12 protein-coding genes are annotated in these 17553 nt (G+C 38.4%); 1 reads left to right on the forward strand and 11 read right to left on the reverse strand.

The annotated features are described in order from the left end of the window. Positions 1–12: 12 nt before the first annotated feature. From addA to B494_RS0110735, 4 genes are all read right to left on the reverse strand, one after another. Positions 13–3735: a helicase-exonuclease AddAB subunit AddA gene (addA, locus tag B494_RS0110715; protein ID WP_017472397.1), complete on the reverse strand. Its 3723-nt coding sequence runs from the start codon at positions 3733–3735 to the stop codon at positions 13–15. Next, the gene (gene addB / locus B494_RS0110720) at positions 3735–7202 is read right to left on the reverse strand and encodes a helicase-exonuclease AddAB subunit AddB (protein ID WP_017472398.1); all 3468 of its coding nucleotides are present in this window, start codon (positions 7200–7202) and stop codon (positions 3735–3737) included. Before addB ends, addA begins: the two co-directional genes overlap by 1 nt. Before the next feature lie 425 nt (positions 7203–7627). Further along, positions 7628–8170, reverse strand: coding sequence for a signal peptidase I (lepB, locus tag B494_RS0110730; RefSeq protein ID WP_017472400.1), 543 nt, complete (start codon positions 8168–8170; stop codon positions 7628–7630). Positions 8171–8197: 27 nt separating this feature from the next. Then, on the reverse strand, positions 8198–8848 hold the full coding sequence (locus tag B494_RS0110735; protein ID WP_017472401.1) for a TVP38/TMEM64 family protein: 651 nt from the start codon (positions 8846–8848) through the stop codon (positions 8198–8200). Positions 8849–9023: 175 nt separating this feature from the next. Here B494_RS0110735 and B494_RS0110740 point away from each other — a divergent pair, with 175 nt between their 5' ends. Beyond that, a complete protein-coding gene (locus B494_RS0110740; protein WP_017472402.1) occupies positions 9024–9449 on the forward strand; it encodes a YhjD family protein in 426 nt (141 codons plus the stop codon). A gap of 146 nt (positions 9450–9595) precedes the next feature. Here the strand turns inward: B494_RS0110740 and B494_RS0110745 are convergent, their stop codons facing one another. The 7 genes from B494_RS0110745 to liaF form a co-directional block, all read right to left on the reverse strand. Continuing rightward, complete coding sequence (locus tag B494_RS0110745; protein ID WP_017472403.1) at positions 9596–10132, reverse strand: competence protein ComK; 537 nt, start codon at positions 10130–10132, stop codon at positions 9596–9598. 397 nt (positions 10133–10529) lie between these two features. After that, positions 10530–11525, reverse strand: coding sequence for a lipoate--protein ligase (locus B494_RS0110750; RefSeq protein ID WP_017472404.1), 996 nt, complete (start codon positions 11523–11525; stop codon positions 10530–10532). A gap of 69 nt (positions 11526–11594) precedes the next feature. Next, the gene (locus tag B494_RS0110755; protein WP_017472405.1) at positions 11595–12323 is read right to left on the reverse strand and encodes an MBL fold metallo-hydrolase; all 729 of its coding nucleotides are present in this window, start codon (positions 12321–12323) and stop codon (positions 11595–11597) included. Between the two features lie 375 nt (positions 12324–12698). Further along, positions 12699–14879, reverse strand: coding sequence for a transglycosylase domain-containing protein (locus B494_RS0110760; RefSeq protein WP_017472406.1), 2181 nt, complete (start codon positions 14877–14879; stop codon positions 12699–12701). A 149-nt stretch (positions 14880–15028) separates the two neighbouring features. After that, on the reverse strand, positions 15029–15655 hold the full coding sequence (locus B494_RS0110765; RefSeq protein ID WP_017472407.1) for a response regulator: 627 nt from the start codon (positions 15653–15655) through the stop codon (positions 15029–15031). Beyond that, positions 15652–16710, reverse strand: a complete 1059-nt coding sequence (locus B494_RS0110770; protein WP_017472408.1) for a sensor histidine kinase — start codon at positions 16708–16710, stop codon at positions 15652–15654. Before B494_RS0110770 ends, B494_RS0110765 begins: the two co-directional genes overlap by 4 nt. Before the next feature lie 15 nt (positions 16711–16725). Next, positions 16726–17490, reverse strand: a complete 765-nt coding sequence (gene liaF, locus B494_RS0110775) for a cell wall-active antibiotics response protein LiaF (RefSeq protein WP_017472409.1) — start codon at positions 17488–17490, stop codon at positions 16726–16728. Positions 17491–17553 lie beyond the last annotated feature (63 nt).

Below are 17553 nucleotides of genomic sequence, written 5' to 3' on the forward strand. Positions count from 1 at the left end.
CCAGCCCTTTTTCTATACTTGAAGAACAAGTGCTTGTTCAAAAAAGTAAAGGTATCTTTCTTTTATTGTTATATTTAAGACGGTTTCTATTGCTCGCGTATAGAGATCAATTTGTGTTTGGTACCGCGATGTAAGGATCTCATCCCGCTTCTGTTGATTATTATAATCAGGGATTCGATCTGTTTTGTAATCAATAATAATCCAGCCATGTTCTGTCTCAATAAGCAAATCAATAATACCTTGAACAAACAAATCTTCTTCTGTTCTTTGATCCCAGTCTTGATAAACTTCATGAGCAGGGATCAGCAAGCTAAACGGAACCTCTCGTTCAACCACCTTAGCCTGCTTAATCCAATTAAAGAGCTCCGTGTCAAAAAAGCGTGCAATCGCTAATTTATCAATTGCTTGTGCTTGAACACTTGTCAAAATTTCCTTGTCTACCAATTGGTTAATATACTCACTAATACGTTGCTGGTCCCACTCTTGTCGAAACGGGAGGTGTTGCATAACCGTATGGGTTATTGTTCCACGTTCAGCCCCACTGATTTGTCGATTTTCTTGCATAAATATAGGGCGTTCAACAATTGGTGGACGAAATGAACGAATGATGTCTGTTGCTGCATTTTCATCGATCTGTTCTTGTTGACGCTTAATTTCTGTTACCGTCTGTTTAGCACGGTGACGTGTCGCTTGCTTGTAAGCATATTGAAATTCCAAACGCTCAAGTACTTTTTCATCATGTTCTTTTGATGTATGCTTAATGGGTTTAGCTTGAGCGATCGTCGTTTCTAAATCTATCGTACTTTGCTGTTCATCGCTTACAGGATCCTGATAATCTTGAGCATAGGAAACCGTGATTTTCCATTGCGATTGATCTTCCCAAATTGATAATGGAATTTTTGGTGTCTGCCTTTCACCACGAAGGAGATCAGCATGCCTATGTCGGATTAGACTAACTCCGACCCAATCCATGTATGTGTTTAGTTCTAAACGAAGTGCATTTGGTAGTGTCCATTCTTTATGCTCAAGTACTTCTAACCACTTTTCCTGTTTTTTTTCAAACGCGTTAACTGTACCAACCATGACTAACTTTTCTTTGGCACGTGTAAGTGCAACATAAAGGACACGCATTTCTTCAGCCCATAATTCTTTTTGAATATATTGTTTAATACCGTGATAAATCAGCGTAGGGTACATAATACGATTAACGGGATCAATAAATTTACTACCAAAACCAAGATCCTTATGAAGTAGATAGCGTTGTCGTAGGTCTTGCATATTGAAAGGTTTGTCCATCGCCCCTAAAATAACAATTGGGTATTCAAGTCCTTTACTTTTGTGGATTGTCGTAATCCGGACCACATCTTCTTGCTCCCCTAAGGCTCGAGCTGCCCCTAAATCTTCGCCACGCTCCTCCATCCGCTCAATCATTCTAAGAAACCGGAATAATCCACGAAATGACGTTTGTTCATAGCCCCTCGCTCGATCATATAATGCACGCAAATTTGCCTGTCTTTGTCGCCCCCCTGGCATACCGGCTACAAAGTCATAATATCCTGTCTCCCGATAGATTTGCCAAATAAGGTCAGACAGACTCCCTTGTCGTGCTAGTGAGCGCCATTTTGATAACTTCGATAAAAAACCCGTTAATTTCTGTTTTAATCGGCCGGTTTCAAGCGTTGTTAAGAAGGTTTGTAATGCTTCATAGTAAGATGCCTTTTTGTCAGCTAAACGGATCTGAGCCAATGCTTCTTCATCAATACCAACGAGTGGTGATTTTAGAACACTTGCTAGCGCAATATCTTGCTTTGCATTATCAATTACTTTTAGCAAACTTAACATAACTTGAATCTCAATCGCTTCTAAATAACCGGTAGCCAGTTCGGCATAAACCGGTATCCCTTGTTTCTTTAACTCATCCATAATCGCTGGCGCCCAAGTCATTGACCGCAATAAAATAACGATATCACGATAAGCTGCTGGGCGGCTCATGCCCATCTCTTTATCAACGATTAGCCTAGGTTCTCCACCATCCGTTCCAATCCATTCTTTAATGCGCTTCGCATATGCGCGCCCCTCAATTTCTGCTTTAGCTAAGTCTTCATTAGACTCGATTTGCTCGTCATTTGTAGGAGCTGATTTATTGGACCGATCAATAATCATCAGTTCTGCCTCTACATCCTCTTGGGGGGCCTCATTATAGCTTAGATTTCCATAGACTAATTCAGCTTCTTGATCATAGTTTATTTCCCCAACTTGTTCATCTAATAATTGCTTGAAAATATAGTTAGTAGCTGTTAAAATTTCTTCGCGACTTCGGAAGTTCTTGGACAAATCAATGCGATGACCCAATTGATGATCTTGAGCGAATTGCTTATACTTATTAATAAACAATGATGGCTCAGCATGACGAAAACGATATATACTTTGCTTCACATCACCAACCATAAATAAGTTCCCTGGCGATTCCTTCGTAACAAGTTTTAAAATCGTTTCTTGAACCATATTTGTATCTTGGTATTCATCAATCAATACTTCTTCATATTTAGTGCGGATTAATTTAGCGATATTTGATGGCTCAATGACTTCCAATCTTAAGTCATCATCAATTAGGATCGCTAAAGCATAATGCTCTAAATCTGAAAAGTCGATTAAACCTTTTTCTTTTTTCAACTGTTGATAAGCTACTTTAAATTTCTTCACTAAATCAATCAATTGCTTTATCGTTGGATAAAGCCCTCGCACATCAGCCAGATAAGCTTCAAGTGGCCGCGTAAACAACTGTTCTTTTATATCAGTCAAGCGTTTTTTTACGCGATTGCGCATGGTTTTCACTTGTTCTTTTTTATTTTCATCTCCATCTACTTTTTTCCTTGATAATGCTTTAAAAGCAAGGGTTTGAAAGGCTTCTTGGGTTTGATCCCATCCTATCTTTAATTTAGCTTTTAATGTTTGTATCGTATAAAGATCTAACTCAAGCGCCTCTGCATAATGGTAAGGACCATCACTTTGTTTTGTTATATCTAGTGCATGGCCTATATCTGCTTCTGCTGCCTGTAATTGTTGTCCAACACTATCCTTTAAAATAGTTAACCACTCAAGTTGCTCTTCTTTAACCTCGCTCGCTAGATCATATTGATCAGCAATCTCGTCTAGCCACTGATCTGGCCAAGGATTTTGTATGGCAAAATCATAAAGCTTTAAAATAAGTGTTTCTACCTCTTGGTCACTGCGATCATTTGAAAAACGATCAATCACTTGAAAAAATGTCTCTTGCTCTTCAAATGATTTTCCGTACCATTCTTCAAATAAAGACTCCAATACTTCCTGTCTTAATAGATCAGCCTCAATAGGATCGGCAATACGAAATGCAGGGTCAATATCTAATAAATAGCTATACCGTTTAATTAAATCAAGGCAAAAGGAGTGCAAGGTTGAAATAGAAGCTTGCTGTAATAATGTCAACTGCTGTTTTAAATGTGCTGAATCCGGTCTTTCCTCTAGCGCCTGCTCGAGCGCTTGCGAAATACGATGACGCATTTCTTGTGCTGCTGCATTTGTAAAAGTGACGACAAGTAATTGATCAATATTGATCGGCTGTTTTTGATTTAATATTTTTTGTATAATACGCTCAACCAATACCGCTGTTTTCCCTGATCCAGCAGCAGCAGCCACTAAGGTTTCCTTTCCCGACATATAAATCGCTTGACTTTGCGCTTCTGTCCATTGTGGCATCAACTTTGCCCCCTTTCGATCATGTTTTTTATAATCATCTCATCCTTCACATTAGGCAATTTGCGATAATGATGATGAGGTAAACTTGCATCAAATTGGCATACTGACTTAAAAGCGCAAAATTCACAAGCTGTTTTTTGCTCCTGTTGATAGGGATTAAGTGCCACTTCACCCTCTGTTATCGCCAAGCCTGCTTGTGTCATTAACTGACGCACATAGTTTTGCAAGGTTTGGAACGTTTCTGTACTTGCAATTTGCGAACCACTTCTAAAGGTGCCATCTTTCTTTAAACCTGCTGGCACAACAGGACTCATTCCAGTCTCCAAATCGGCATCCATCATTTGTACAACGTGCTCTTGATCAACTAATAAACCTTGCATTTTATATTTTTTGAACAATTTCTCTTCTAATGTTGATTGACTTAATGCATGCTGTTCATTGAGGATAGGATCATGAACATGAAAATATAAAACACCAGCTGGCGAAGCCTTCATACCTAGCCAATTCTCTGAATTCATCAAAATAACATCAAGATACGCTAGCATTTGTAGTGCTAATCCATAATAAACTTCAACTAAATTCAGGCCTTTAGCACTTGATTTATAATCTATAATACGCAAATAAAGTTGATCATCCCACTTCGCTTGATCAACACGATCAATCCGACCGCGCAACACTAATTCATAACCATTCGGGAGTGCCATTTGAACAGGAGATAACGGGCTGTTTGGCAGGCCAAATCCAACCTCTAAACCGACTGGTGAGAATTGACTTTTACGTGATTGTTCACTCAAAACATACGTTGCTCTAGCAATAATTTGCTCAAGCTTTTTCTGCATATATTGATAGCGGTTTGAACTATGCAAAATTTGATGTTGCAATATAGGAGCCAGCTGATTGATGGCACGCATCGCATAATCGTTAGCTTCATCTTTACCTAAATCACTAAAAGAACGTCCTTCTTGTTGGACCCATTCCGTGATTTTTTTTAATGCTTCATGAAAAAGTTGGCCTATGTCTGGCGCGTCGAGCTTATACGTTTTTCGTTCTGCCAAATTTAAGCTATATTGAGCAAAATGTTGATACGAACAGCGATGATACATCTCCATACGCGATACACTGGCTGTCAAGGTTTTATTGTATAACTGTCCCGTTGTCTCTTTGCTTAAAGAGACGGGTTGATTTTTGTAAAACAGACTTTCTAACGTGTTCGCAATTGCTTCTTCTTTCTTCCGCTCTAAAAACCAGTTTAATACACTCCACCAAACGGGATCGATCGAATAAGCACGTTGGTACTTGGCAAGTTGGGCTGTCAAGGCTGATAAAGTCTTTGCTGGTGTCGTAATAAAGCGTTCAGCTTCAACCATCTCTTCTGGATCTTGTAACAGAACTGGATCGGCTATGTCAGGAAATAAACTTTGGATACGTTTTATTAGTGATGCAGGTGTTTTTGCCTTTCCCTCTGTATCACTTAATGGGTAACTAAGCCACAACCGCTCAGTAGCTAAAGTTACAGCTAAATAAATATAGAACCAATCATCAATGAGCTGCTGTGTTTCGCTCTCTGCTAATGTGATGCCATATGTCTGAAGCTGGTACCGTTCATCTTCTGATAAGACGGTATCAACTCCTGGCTTCATCGGCCACATACCTTCAGTGACACCAACTAAAAAACTAACTTTAACTTGTGTTAAACGTGAACGATCTATTGAACCTACAACTACTTGATCAAGTGTTGGTGGAACATGCGCATAAGTTAATGTATCTAATCCTGACTCCAAAGTTTGCTGGAAGAGTTGCAATGACAACTTTTCTTCGCCGATCATTTCAACAATTTCATCAAATAAATGAATCACGGCTTGCCATACTTGTTCTTGTTCTCTTGCTTGTTCAACCTTCCCCTCCTGATCTAACTGCGTTTGCCATGTCTCCAGCACCTTATTGACCCCTAATTGCTCAAGCCACTCATATAAGACGATGGTTCTTTCCTTAATCGTACCCGCTTCTCGAATGGCTTGATCAAAATCGCCCATTGACGCAACCACTTGATTTCGGTAAGCATTAATTTTTTGTTGAATCAACCGTTCTTGATCTGTTTGAGTCGCTTGATCAAAACCTTTAAAACGCTGAAACAACCAAGGTTGATGACTTAACCATTGCTTTCTACCTCGCACTCCATATTCTAAAACGTAGTTTTCTAGTGTATCAATTGCATCTTGATCAAGGGGATAAGTGTCATCTGCCGGAGGGATTAAGCCTGTTTTTAATACACGAAAAACAGCATCATAACGCCAATTGGTTAAAATAACATCGAGTGCTGATCGAATCAACTCAATAAGCGGATGATGAAGCATTGGTTTTTTTTCGTCAATAAACACCGGAATTTGATAATCTTCAAAAATAGTCTTAATTAAATCATGGTAAAGCTCACCGTCACGAATAAGGATGGCCATGTCTCGATAGCGATACCCACGGTCCCTCACCATACTTAGCATCTCTTGTGCTACACCTTCAACTTCAGCACGTGGATGCACCGCACAAGCGAGTTGAATCGGTACTTTCCCTCGATGAGGAGGCGATGGTCGCTGATCAAAATGGTTGGCTAAATGATCCATATATGGTGTCACATTTTCTTTCTCATCGATTAGTTCAATAGTCAAGGGTTGCCCGTAGTCAGCGGCTAATGTTTGTAATACACTTAACGTTTCTTTTGTCTGACTAAAGATGTCAACTTGGTTAGGGGCTATCTCTTTTGTCATATCTAATGTTAAAGTAAAAGTCATATCTTGCGTTACCTTCATTAATTGACCTATCACCTCTTGTTCTTGAGGTGTTAAACGATGGAAGCCATCCACATAAACAGTAGCACCATTGAGGTAATCAGACTCTGGAATCTTTTTAGCAAGTAAAGCTAAACGATCTTCGGTATCAATGTATTGATGAGCTAAAGCATCAGTTAACGATTGATAAAGATAATACAAATCTTCCAGTTTATGCTTTAGAGCTTGATTGGCTTGGCTTTGTTCACCTTCGTTTACATGTATCGCTAGCATATCCGGGGTGACACGATAGCGTTTAAATTCAGTCATCATCGCTTCAAGCTGTTCAATGAATCCTTTCTTCTCAATTGATTTTTGGAATATTTTCCAATCTGTTTTCTTTTGCTCAATAATCTTCCTTAGCATCATTTGAATACCTGTTGAGCTAATAAACGCCTTAGTCATACCACCACATTCTTGCATCACACGAAAGGCAAGGCGAGAAAAGCTTAAAACTTGTGCTCGTATACTTCCTTTAACGCGGTGATCTTGTAACAATTTATATTCTTGTTGAAAAGTCATCTGATCGGGAACCAAATAAATAATCGGTTTACCATAAGGTTCTGTCATTAACTGTCTTCTTATTTCAGCAATACAATGATTACTTTTCGAGACAGTCGGTTTACCGACTAACACGCGTAACGCCATATTAATCTCCCCCTCTCCTTCATCAGTTTGTAAGATTCATTCTCCCCGACACACTTTGCTCTCTATTACTGTCTAGTAAAAAACGAATATTTGTTCTGTTATTGTTATTTTAACATATTCTTTTCTTTGATACATCATCAAACCTTCCCCTGATACTTGTGCCGATAACATATAAAGCCAGCCTTCAATCAATGGGGCTTTTGCTCTTCCCCCACTGATCGGTCGTTGCGTGAATCAAGGCAACAGCGCCGGTCAGCTTACGCCTGAGTAGATGAGCTGGCGCCATTCTCTATTTTGAGATGTGCGTTTTGGGACGCTTAGCTGTGATAAAATAAAGCTCCATTAAAAAAAAGTTGATTTTAATGTCAACTTTTTTGGATTATATCTAGTGCTTAGCAGAGCACTTGGTTTTAGCACAATAATGGTTAATGGTTAAATAGAGTAGCTATTTGAGACATCGGCCAATAACGAATATCGACTTTGCCTAACACATCAAATTCGTTAATAAAACCAAATGAACGGCTATCCAAACTTTTCATTCGATTATCACCTAAAACAAACAACTGACCTTCAGGTACTTCTGATTCCCCAGTTAAATCCACTAATGTGAAATCATCAATTAACATTTGTTCAGTTACATCGTCAGTATAAGGTTCGTCGACTTTTTCTCCATCTAAATACAGGGAGCCATCTTTCATTTCTATTTGATCATCAGGCAAACCAATAACGCGTTTAACAAAATAACCTCCATCTTGATGTTGAAAAACAATCACATCAAAATGATCAATTGGTTGATAAGTATATATCATTTCGTTCACCATAACCATATGTCCATCGGCTAACGTCGGTTCCATCGACCGGCCATCTACAAGGAAACCGGTAAATACGTATGTATTGAGAAAAAGGAAAAGAAGAATACACGCCATGATAACTTTCATTATATGCCAATACTGATTCACCCTTTTCATAAATGCTTCTCCTCCTAACCCCATCAACTAACGTTTTTCTAGCGTATCGATCTCACCTTTTTTAAATAAAATTTTTTCTATTTGTTTGCCTAGCAACCAAAACAGTGAAATACCTATTGCTATTAATATAGTGCGTGTCGGATGCTCAGCAAAAGATACGATACTACTTCCCACATAAGCCAACGAGAAAATCATCACCGTTTTCCCTAATAAAATAGCCAATGTAAACTGTAATAAACTTACCTTTGATAAAGCGGCAACTAAATTAATAACGGATGAAGGCGAGAATGGAAAACATAACAGCAAAAATAATGGTCCAAAGCCACGCCTTTCTAGCCAACCTGTCACACGTTGTACATGTCTATTCGTATGAATCCATTTCAGTACAGCTATATGACGGAAACGACGGATAATTAAAAACACGACTATCGAGCCTAAAGATTCGCCGATCCAAGAATATAGAAACCCTCTTAACAATCCATAAGCAGCAGCATTCGTCATGACAATAACGGTTAAAGGTAAGAAGGGTAGAAATGTTTCAATAAACGGAAGCAGAATACCTGGTAAGGGGCCAAAGCCTTCATATATAAATAAAAGGCGCTCTACGAGTACATCATACTGGTTTGTTTCAAGGAGCTCTCGTACCTGTTCCATCGTGATCGTGTGTTCTGTTGTCAATCTATCCACCCCTCAATCCAACCGTCCCTTAGACTTAAGCGATTATTCAAACCCATCACTACCTTTTCTTATTATTATCTATTCCCCAAAAAATTAAAATTGTAACACTTTTCTTTTTAATCTTTTTCACTTATAATAAGAACGTACGTTCCCTAAAAAGAAAAGAGGTGCCTTTATGCGCTATTTGGCAGACCATGAATATGCACTAGCAACTCGATTTTTATTTTTATCGATGGCTATTACCGTTATTAAAAGAGAGATTGATGTCATCGAAAACAAAACAAAAATAAAAATCAAAAGCCCTTATCTCCTCCTATTTAAACAAATGGAGGCAAGAGCTTTTCAAGAGCGGCAACAACTACGCAAATATATGTACGATCAAAAAATACAAGTCATACCATTAGAAAAAAATGATACTTTCACAGCTTACCTATTTGTTTGTGAGAAGAGAGAGGAAAAACGCAATTACTTTAATCCGACGCTTCGGAAGAAAGTAGAACAGATTTTATCAGAGTTAATGATGCATCGTCCTAAAGACCACACCGATCTTTTAACCCATGAAGTCCAAACAACGAGATGTTCATCACCACCCATTGAGTAATGAGAAAACTTCCCACCTTTACTACTTTTTCGGTCATTTTCATCAAAAGTTTAGGGGCACTCAATTTTTAGTACTGTAAGACATTAAACAAATAACCTCGTACACACGATCAACGTGATACGAGGTTACTTCACACAGAGATAAGGCTAAATTGTTGGATAGCCTAAAGCTTTAATAAGTGCATTTAATGCTTCTTTTTGGTGAACAGGTTTTAGTTGTTCACCAAGCATAAAGCGATATTGGGCTGTTCTGTGTAATTGATTGAGCATAATACCTTCTGAAACAGGCACCATCAACTTGCGTCCATCTCGGAAACACACTTCAGAACCACCGTATTTTGCCTTTGTTATCTTTCTTATATGGGTATGGGAAAACCAAGAACAGTATGGGTTAGTAGATGAATGTGTCGGAAAAAAATAAAAATGATGGGTTACACTAATCGCTATTGGGGGCTTATTATTAAAGTCACATAATATCTTGGCACCATCGAATCGTGCCACAAGTTCTTCACCATAATAACGGTAAGCTGCTTCCATTAGCTTACCCGGAGGGGTGTTTACAATGATTGGCTCCTCTCTTTCTTCTTCGTAAATCAAAGTTCCCCATGAATCATCAATCTCAGTTGCAATAAAAGCCATTGTTGTATGTGATAGTTCATGAGATGTTTTTGCTTTTGCTAACATATTCAACATCCTTTCTCACATATAGCATTAATAGAACTTTTATGCAAAATATTCTATGGTTAAATTATACACAAATAACCATATAAATCCATAGAAATTTTAAAAATTCAAAAATTAGTCAAATTTCTTCAATTGAACAACTTTTTGTAGTAATTAAAGCAGGAATTCACGCAAAGAAATCGACGTCTTTTAAATATCAACTAAAAGAGGAAAGAGACTTGTTAACAGGCGAAGTTAATCCTTTTTTAAAGCGGTTGAAGTGAACCGACAGAAGCCAAAAGCAAATGAAATAAACGAATCCCTAAACCAATAGATGATGGTTCGGGGATTCGCTGTAAGTATACCAATTTAATTTCATTAACATCAATATTTTACTATCCTGTCAAACGGCAAACCATTAGTAAATCAAGTCAATTAACTCTTCTTGTGTAATTTTACCTAAATAATGTGGAACATCAATTTCAGACAAAGCATCAGCTAGAGATTGTCTTTGATAACGCACACCTATTAATTTATCTTCGACAACGCTTATATCTCCAACACCAAAAAAGTCCCCATAGATTTTACAATTTTTAATTAATCCCTTTGACACATCCATCCGAACATCCACCAAACCAGCTGGGAATTTATGTGTTTTTTGGATATCAAAAGTTGGAGATTTACCGAAGTTCCATTCCCAACTCTGGTAACGATCTTTAGAGATTTGATGAATATTATCCCAATCCTCTTCTGTTAATTGATAACGTGGTACATCTTCTATATTATCAACATTAAATAAATGCTTGAGTAGATGGGCTTTAAATTGCTCCATCGTAATGGGCTGATTAAGAAATTCAGTAATATTCGCAACGCGACTGCGAATCGATTTAATCCCTTTTGATTTTATCTTTTCTGAATTAACATTTAAAGCCTCGACAACATGCTCAATTTCAGAATCAAGCATTAAAGTACCGTGGCTAAACATACGTCCACGCTTAGTAAATTGAGCATTACCGGAAATTTTCCGCCCTTCTGCGACTAAATCATTGCGACCGCTAAGTTCTGCTGGCACTCCTAATATGTTTAAAGCTTGGACAACTGGATCTGTAAATTTAGCGAAGTTATGAAAACTGTTTCCGTCATCTTTCGTAATAAAACTAAAATTCAAATTACCTTCATCATGATAGACCGCACCACCACCAGAAAGACGACGAACCACTTTTATATGCTGTTCATCTACATATTTAGTATTAATTTCTTCAATAGTATTTTGATTACGTCCTATAATAATAGACGGACGATTGACGTAAAAAAGAAGATAGGTATCTTCTTCGCCAAAATGATTGAGTACATACTCCTCAATAGCTAAGTTAATATACGGGTCCGTAATGCCCTCATTATCGATAAACTTCACCCTGATTCCCCCTTAATTAAATGCTATAACCATTGTATTTGAAAAACTTGTCAAAAGCAATCGAATCGATTATTCCCATATAAAACCAGAATAAGCTAATAGTGTACGACCCGAAAAATAACGCTCCGCCTCTGTAACTAACTGATCACGCTCGCCAAAATGGGGATGATGACTTAAGACTAACGTGTTAACATCTGCTTGATCAGCAATCTTTGCACATTCCTTACTGTTCATATGTCCAGCCGCCTTACCATCTTGGCCCTCATAAAAATTACAATCCGTAATTAACAAGTCAGCGTGCTCACTAAAGGAAACAAATTCTTGCTTAAAGCTTGAATCCGCAGTATAGACAACCACTTTCTCACCATCTGTAATACGCATCGCATAACAACGAACCGGATGGTCAGTTGCCATGAAAGTTATCGAAAATGGACCAATTGTTATTGACTCTTCCGGGTTGTAGGCTACTGCCTTAGTATAATTATGTGTTAATTGATTAAATTCAGTTTTGTCCTGCTGGTGACCATAAATCGGCAAGACTTTCTCCTGCTTACGTATGGAATTTTGCACAAGCATTTGATATTGCAGCACACCAAGATCAGCCTTGTGATCATGATGATAATGTGAAAGAATAACGGCATCCAAGTCATATGGATCGATGTATTTAGGTAACTGGGCTAACGCACCACTACCACAATCAACCAACAGTCGAAAACCATCTTTTTCAAACAAATAACTTGAAGTCGCTTCGCCGAGTTCCGGATAAGCACCCCAAAAACCGATAACTGTAACCTTCATCTTATCACCTTTCCTCTCAATTAATAATGACATCACTGTAAATTAGTTTAACATAAAACGAGCTTTCAATCAGTGGATGGAGGACTACAGGACGTAGGTCATGCAGACGTGGCCACAGGACGTGGCGCTCTTAGTCTGTAATCCTTTTTACAGACGTGGCGATTTTAGTCTACGATCTTACCCACCCACTTATTGGGAGCTGAGTGGGATCAGGAGATTAGCATCCGTTAGCTCCCACCTAAGTAGATTTGCTCTACGCTCTATTTTGAGGCAGGCGTTTTACGACGGTTAGCTATGATAAATACGTACCCAAAAGTAAAAAAGGTAGTTGATCGTATGGTTTACCATACCAATCAACTACCAGATCAAAACGTATTAATCGCTTAAAGACAGTGTAACAATGTTCGAACGGTAACCGCTTTGTCCAGTTAGCGGGTTATAAGGGACGATATAATAACTTGACTTACCAAACACAGGGGGCTCAACAATGGTAAAAGAAGCTTCACCTTCAACTTGACCAATTTGCTCTTCGCCTTGTTCATTGACTTCATAGACCTGGTAAATAATCCGCTCATCTTCAGGTGCACTCCAGCTCAACTCGCCTTTAACAAGGCGCCAACCTCCCCATTTATAAGTGGCTTGTATATCTTGAATAAGTGGCAATTCAATAGGGTCAGCTAAATCTTCCACTTGATCAGGTACGGTAAAAGTAGCTGTCAAAGACTGATCTCGATCAATCGCATTCAAAATAGATTTGGTTAACTCAGTTGCTGATTGACTGCCTTTAGTTAAATAATGCTCGGCATCACTGACATCATAACCAATCCAAGCTGCTGTCACATAATCCGGTGTTATCCCAGCAAACCAAGCGTCTTTCGCATAACCTAAAGCATGTGGATGCTGAGTAGTTCCCGTTTTACCTGCTAAAGCTTTTGAAAACTCACCAGCTTGGCCGGTCCCTTCTTCAACAACATTTTCTAACATCCGTAACATGTCCCAGGCGGCTTGTTCAGTAAAAACTTGCTCGGTAACTGGTGCAGCTTCTGCAATCACTTGACCGTGGCGATCCTCGATTTTAGCAATGGTATGCGCTGATATCCATTTTCCATTATGAGCAAAGGTTAGGTAACCTTCCGCAACTTGAATGGGTGTCAAACCGTCAGTCAACCCTCCAAGACCTAAGGCAAGCCCTTCATCTGGAAGTGTGATATTCATTTTCGATAAATATTGTTTACTTGTTTCGATGCCTAATTGATCAAGTAACCAAACTGCGGAAGTATTTTTAGAAACGGTTACAGCCTCATGCATTGAGACTTCACCTTGGTATTGCTCATCTATATTTCGTACCGTATAACCGTCATAATCTTGTTTAGAATCGTCTAACAGCATGTAGGGTTGATAACCTTCTGTTAATGCCGGACCATAGACAGCTAACGGCTTCATAACAGAACCTGGTTGATGTAAAGATAGAGCACGATGCTGATCGCCAATTGCATAATCACGACCACCTATAACGGCTTTTAGCTGCCCCGTTTCTTGATCGATCATGACAAAAGCTGCTTCAACATTGTCTTGTGAACCATGAAAAAACTGCTGGTCTTGAATCTGTTCATAAGCATGTTGCTGCGCGGTAGTATCCATATACACCGTTATTTGATAGCCTCCACGCTGTAATTCCTCTCGTGAAATTTGATATAATGATTCAGCTTCTCGAATCACCAATTCAAGATAGTCATCAATCCATGGCACATCGGTCTGATCTTGTTCAATAACATTTAAGGTTCGACCTTGTAACGTTAACATTTCCTCAGTTTCCAAATAATCGATACGTTGCAATTGACCAAGGACAAGATTACGGCGTTCCAGAGCCAGTTCTTCATTATTATATGGCGAATATAAATTTGGACCCTTGACCATTCCAGCAAGCAACGCCCCTTCTGTGATCGAAAGTTCATCAATAGGTTTATCAAAAAAATAATGAGCTGCTGTCCCTACCCCATAGATACCCTGTCCAAAATAAACCTGATTTAAATAAAGGGTAAGTATTTCATTTTTGGTATAGTGACGTTCTAAATAAATAGAAGCCATGACTTCTTTTGTCTTTCTCATCCAAGATTGTTGATTATCCAAAAAGAGATTTTTAGCTAGCTGCTGCGTAATCGTACTCGCTCCTTCAACTTTATCAAAAGCAATAACGTCCCGATAGACAGCACGCATAACCGCTCTAAAATCAACACCGGCATGATTATAAAATCGTTGATCCTCAACAGCTATGAATGCCTGCCATACGTGCTCAGGGATCTGATTAAATTCAACCAATTGACGATTTTCCGTATACAATCGACCAGCAGCTTCACCATCCTCAGTCACAACGGTTGTCGTGGCTGGCAAAACAAGGTCTCGTTCATCAACAATAAGCCCACCACCATAAATAATAAATAAAAAGCCAACTACACTAAGTATTAGGATCGATAAGCCTACAAAAGCCGACCACTTTATCCATGGACGCTTCACCACTTTTATTACACAATCTTTCAATCTATTTAACTTTTCCACATAGCATCACCTCGTATAAGATAGCACAATACTATCAATCAAACATTATACGACAAATGCGGACAAAGCTAAAGTCATAACTACTTATTTGGATTATTAGAAACTTGTCTAAAGTTTATAAACCATTTTATCGCTGACTTCCACAGCCTCTACAAAAGATCGTGTCGGTGTGCATAAACAGCAGCTTGTGTACGGTCATGCACATCCAACTTCCGCAAAATATTACTCACATGCGTCTTGACGGTCTTGATCCCGATAAAAAGCTGATCACCAATCTCTTGATTACTCGCACCATTAGCCAAACAAATAAGCACCTCTAATTCTCTTTCTGTTAATTGATCATGTAGTTGAGGTGCTTTATCCTGAAAACGGGTCATCACTTTGTGAGCAACCTTATCTTCAATGACGTTCTCTCCTTGATGTGCCTTATAAATGGCTCGAGCAATTTCCTCAGCAGACGAGGTTTTAAGTAAATAACTGAATGCACCGGCTTCCAAAGCTGGGAAGACTTGTTCATCATCATAATAGCTCGTTAAAATAATGACTTTACAATGTGGTAACGCCTGCTTTATCACTTTTGTTGCATCAATACCATTCCCATCTTCCATCATCAAATCCATCAATACAACATCTGGTTTCTCAACTAAAACTTTCTCAATACCTGTTTTGCCATTATTAGCTTCCCCGACAATATCAAACATTTCCTCTGTTTCTAAGTAAGCAATGACACCTTTTCTAACCACATCATGATCATCAACGACAACAATACGTATCATTTTATTTCCTCCTGACATTGATACGGAACCCGAATGTCTATATATGTCCCTTCTCCCTGTTTCGTTCTTAAAATAAACTGCCCACCTATTTCTTCACTTCTTTCACGCATCGTTTTCAAGCCATAGGAAGTTTGTTTTTGATCAGCCAAATCCCAATCAAAACCTTTGCCATTATCAGCTAGGTGGACAAATATATGCTGTGCTTCTTGCAAGAGTAGAATCTTTACTTTAGTCGCATTAGCATGACGCAATATATTTGACAATCCTTCTTGTATAATGCGAAATAAATGTTCTTCAGTAAACTTAGGTAAATGCTCAATATCATCCATCTTCATATTAAATTCAATCGCACATTTGGTTTTAAGTTCAGCAATTAAATTTGATATCCCATCGCGCAAAGACTGATCGGATAAATGGATGGGGCGTAAATGTAATAACAATGCGCGCATTTCTGTTTGGGCTTTCATTGCTGACTCGGCCACTTCCACCATCTGAGCGCGTGCCTTTTCAGGATTTTTCTCTAATGTTCTTAACACCGCTTTAGACATCATTGTTAATGCAAAAAGCTGTTGACTAACGGAATCATGCAAATCCCTTGCTAAACGCTGTCTTTCCTCTATCGTTGCCATTTTATGAGCCGATTCAGCAAAAGCTGCTTTTTCATCAGCTAAACGTTGCAAATAACGGACTTGATCATCAAGTTTTTTTGCTAAATCATTTAGCTCAGTACCAATCCGAGCAATTTCACCGTCTGTTTCATAATTAAAGCGCGAACGATAATTGCCACGTGACAACTGCATAATCATAACAGATAAATCATCAATTTCTGATTTCAAATGACCACTTGATCGAAAGCCAATCAAAACAGCAATCAATGACCCAAGAAAGAAATACGTCCCGGAAAGTAAGACGATATTTAGCTGACTCAGCCAAATCGGATTAAAGATAACATCTATGATTGTTAGAATGACAAGCATAACTAATGAAGTGAATAATATCGTGTAAAGCTGTGCTTGAATAAATCGATAGCGGATTGAATTGAGCTTATAGTACAAAATAAGCGCCCCCCTCTAAATTCGATCGATTCGTATCGACCCAGCCTTTAATTTTAAATCAAACGTTAATTTCCTAGTGGCCTCATCATATCCTGGTGTACTGTGCGATAATATTCGATTAATCCCCTCTGATCCATTATCAAGAACAGAAATATTTCCCGCCTTAACCGATGCTTTAACATAAAAATCTACGTGGTCAGGAATAATAATCTTAATATCACCTGCTAGACCATGGATCGTAATCGGTGTGTCTTGATCGGGAATAAAAGCCTTGGTAAAGTCCAATGTATAATCACCGACGGCATTCCACAGCTGAATGGGTTCAACTTTCCAATTCGGTGTATCATAACTATACTCACCGACGATAAACTTACTATATTTAGGCTTTTGATCATCCTCTTCACGGGAATGCGAATCATAAACAAATTTAAATGGCTTTTTATGCTTACGGGGCCACCCTAAAAAACGCAAACCGACAAAAATGAGAATGAGGGGCCATAATTTATAAACATCCCAAAAGCCAAATGTTAGATAAGTAAATTGATCTAATAATAGTAAACTACCAAAAATAACAAGAAAAACAGGGGTGCCAAATCCATTTAACCCCTTAAACGCTTGGTATATCCATTTAACTCCAAGTAATATGAAAAAGCTTGGATAAATATAATGCCACCAATCTCTCAACGACCACGTTAGTACGCCTATATTAACAAAAACTAAAAAAATCCCCAGCAGAATAATACTTATTGCAAAGACATTACGAAAGAAACGTTGTCTCATCTTCACTCAACCTTTCATCAATCGATATTTATTTAAATAACGCTTTATTAGTTTCTACTCTTC

This window comes from Amphibacillus jilinensis Y1 (assembly GCF_000306965.1).
Taxonomy (GTDB): domain Bacteria; phylum Bacillota; class Bacilli; order Bacillales; family Amphibacillaceae; genus Amphibacillus_C; species Amphibacillus_C jilinensis.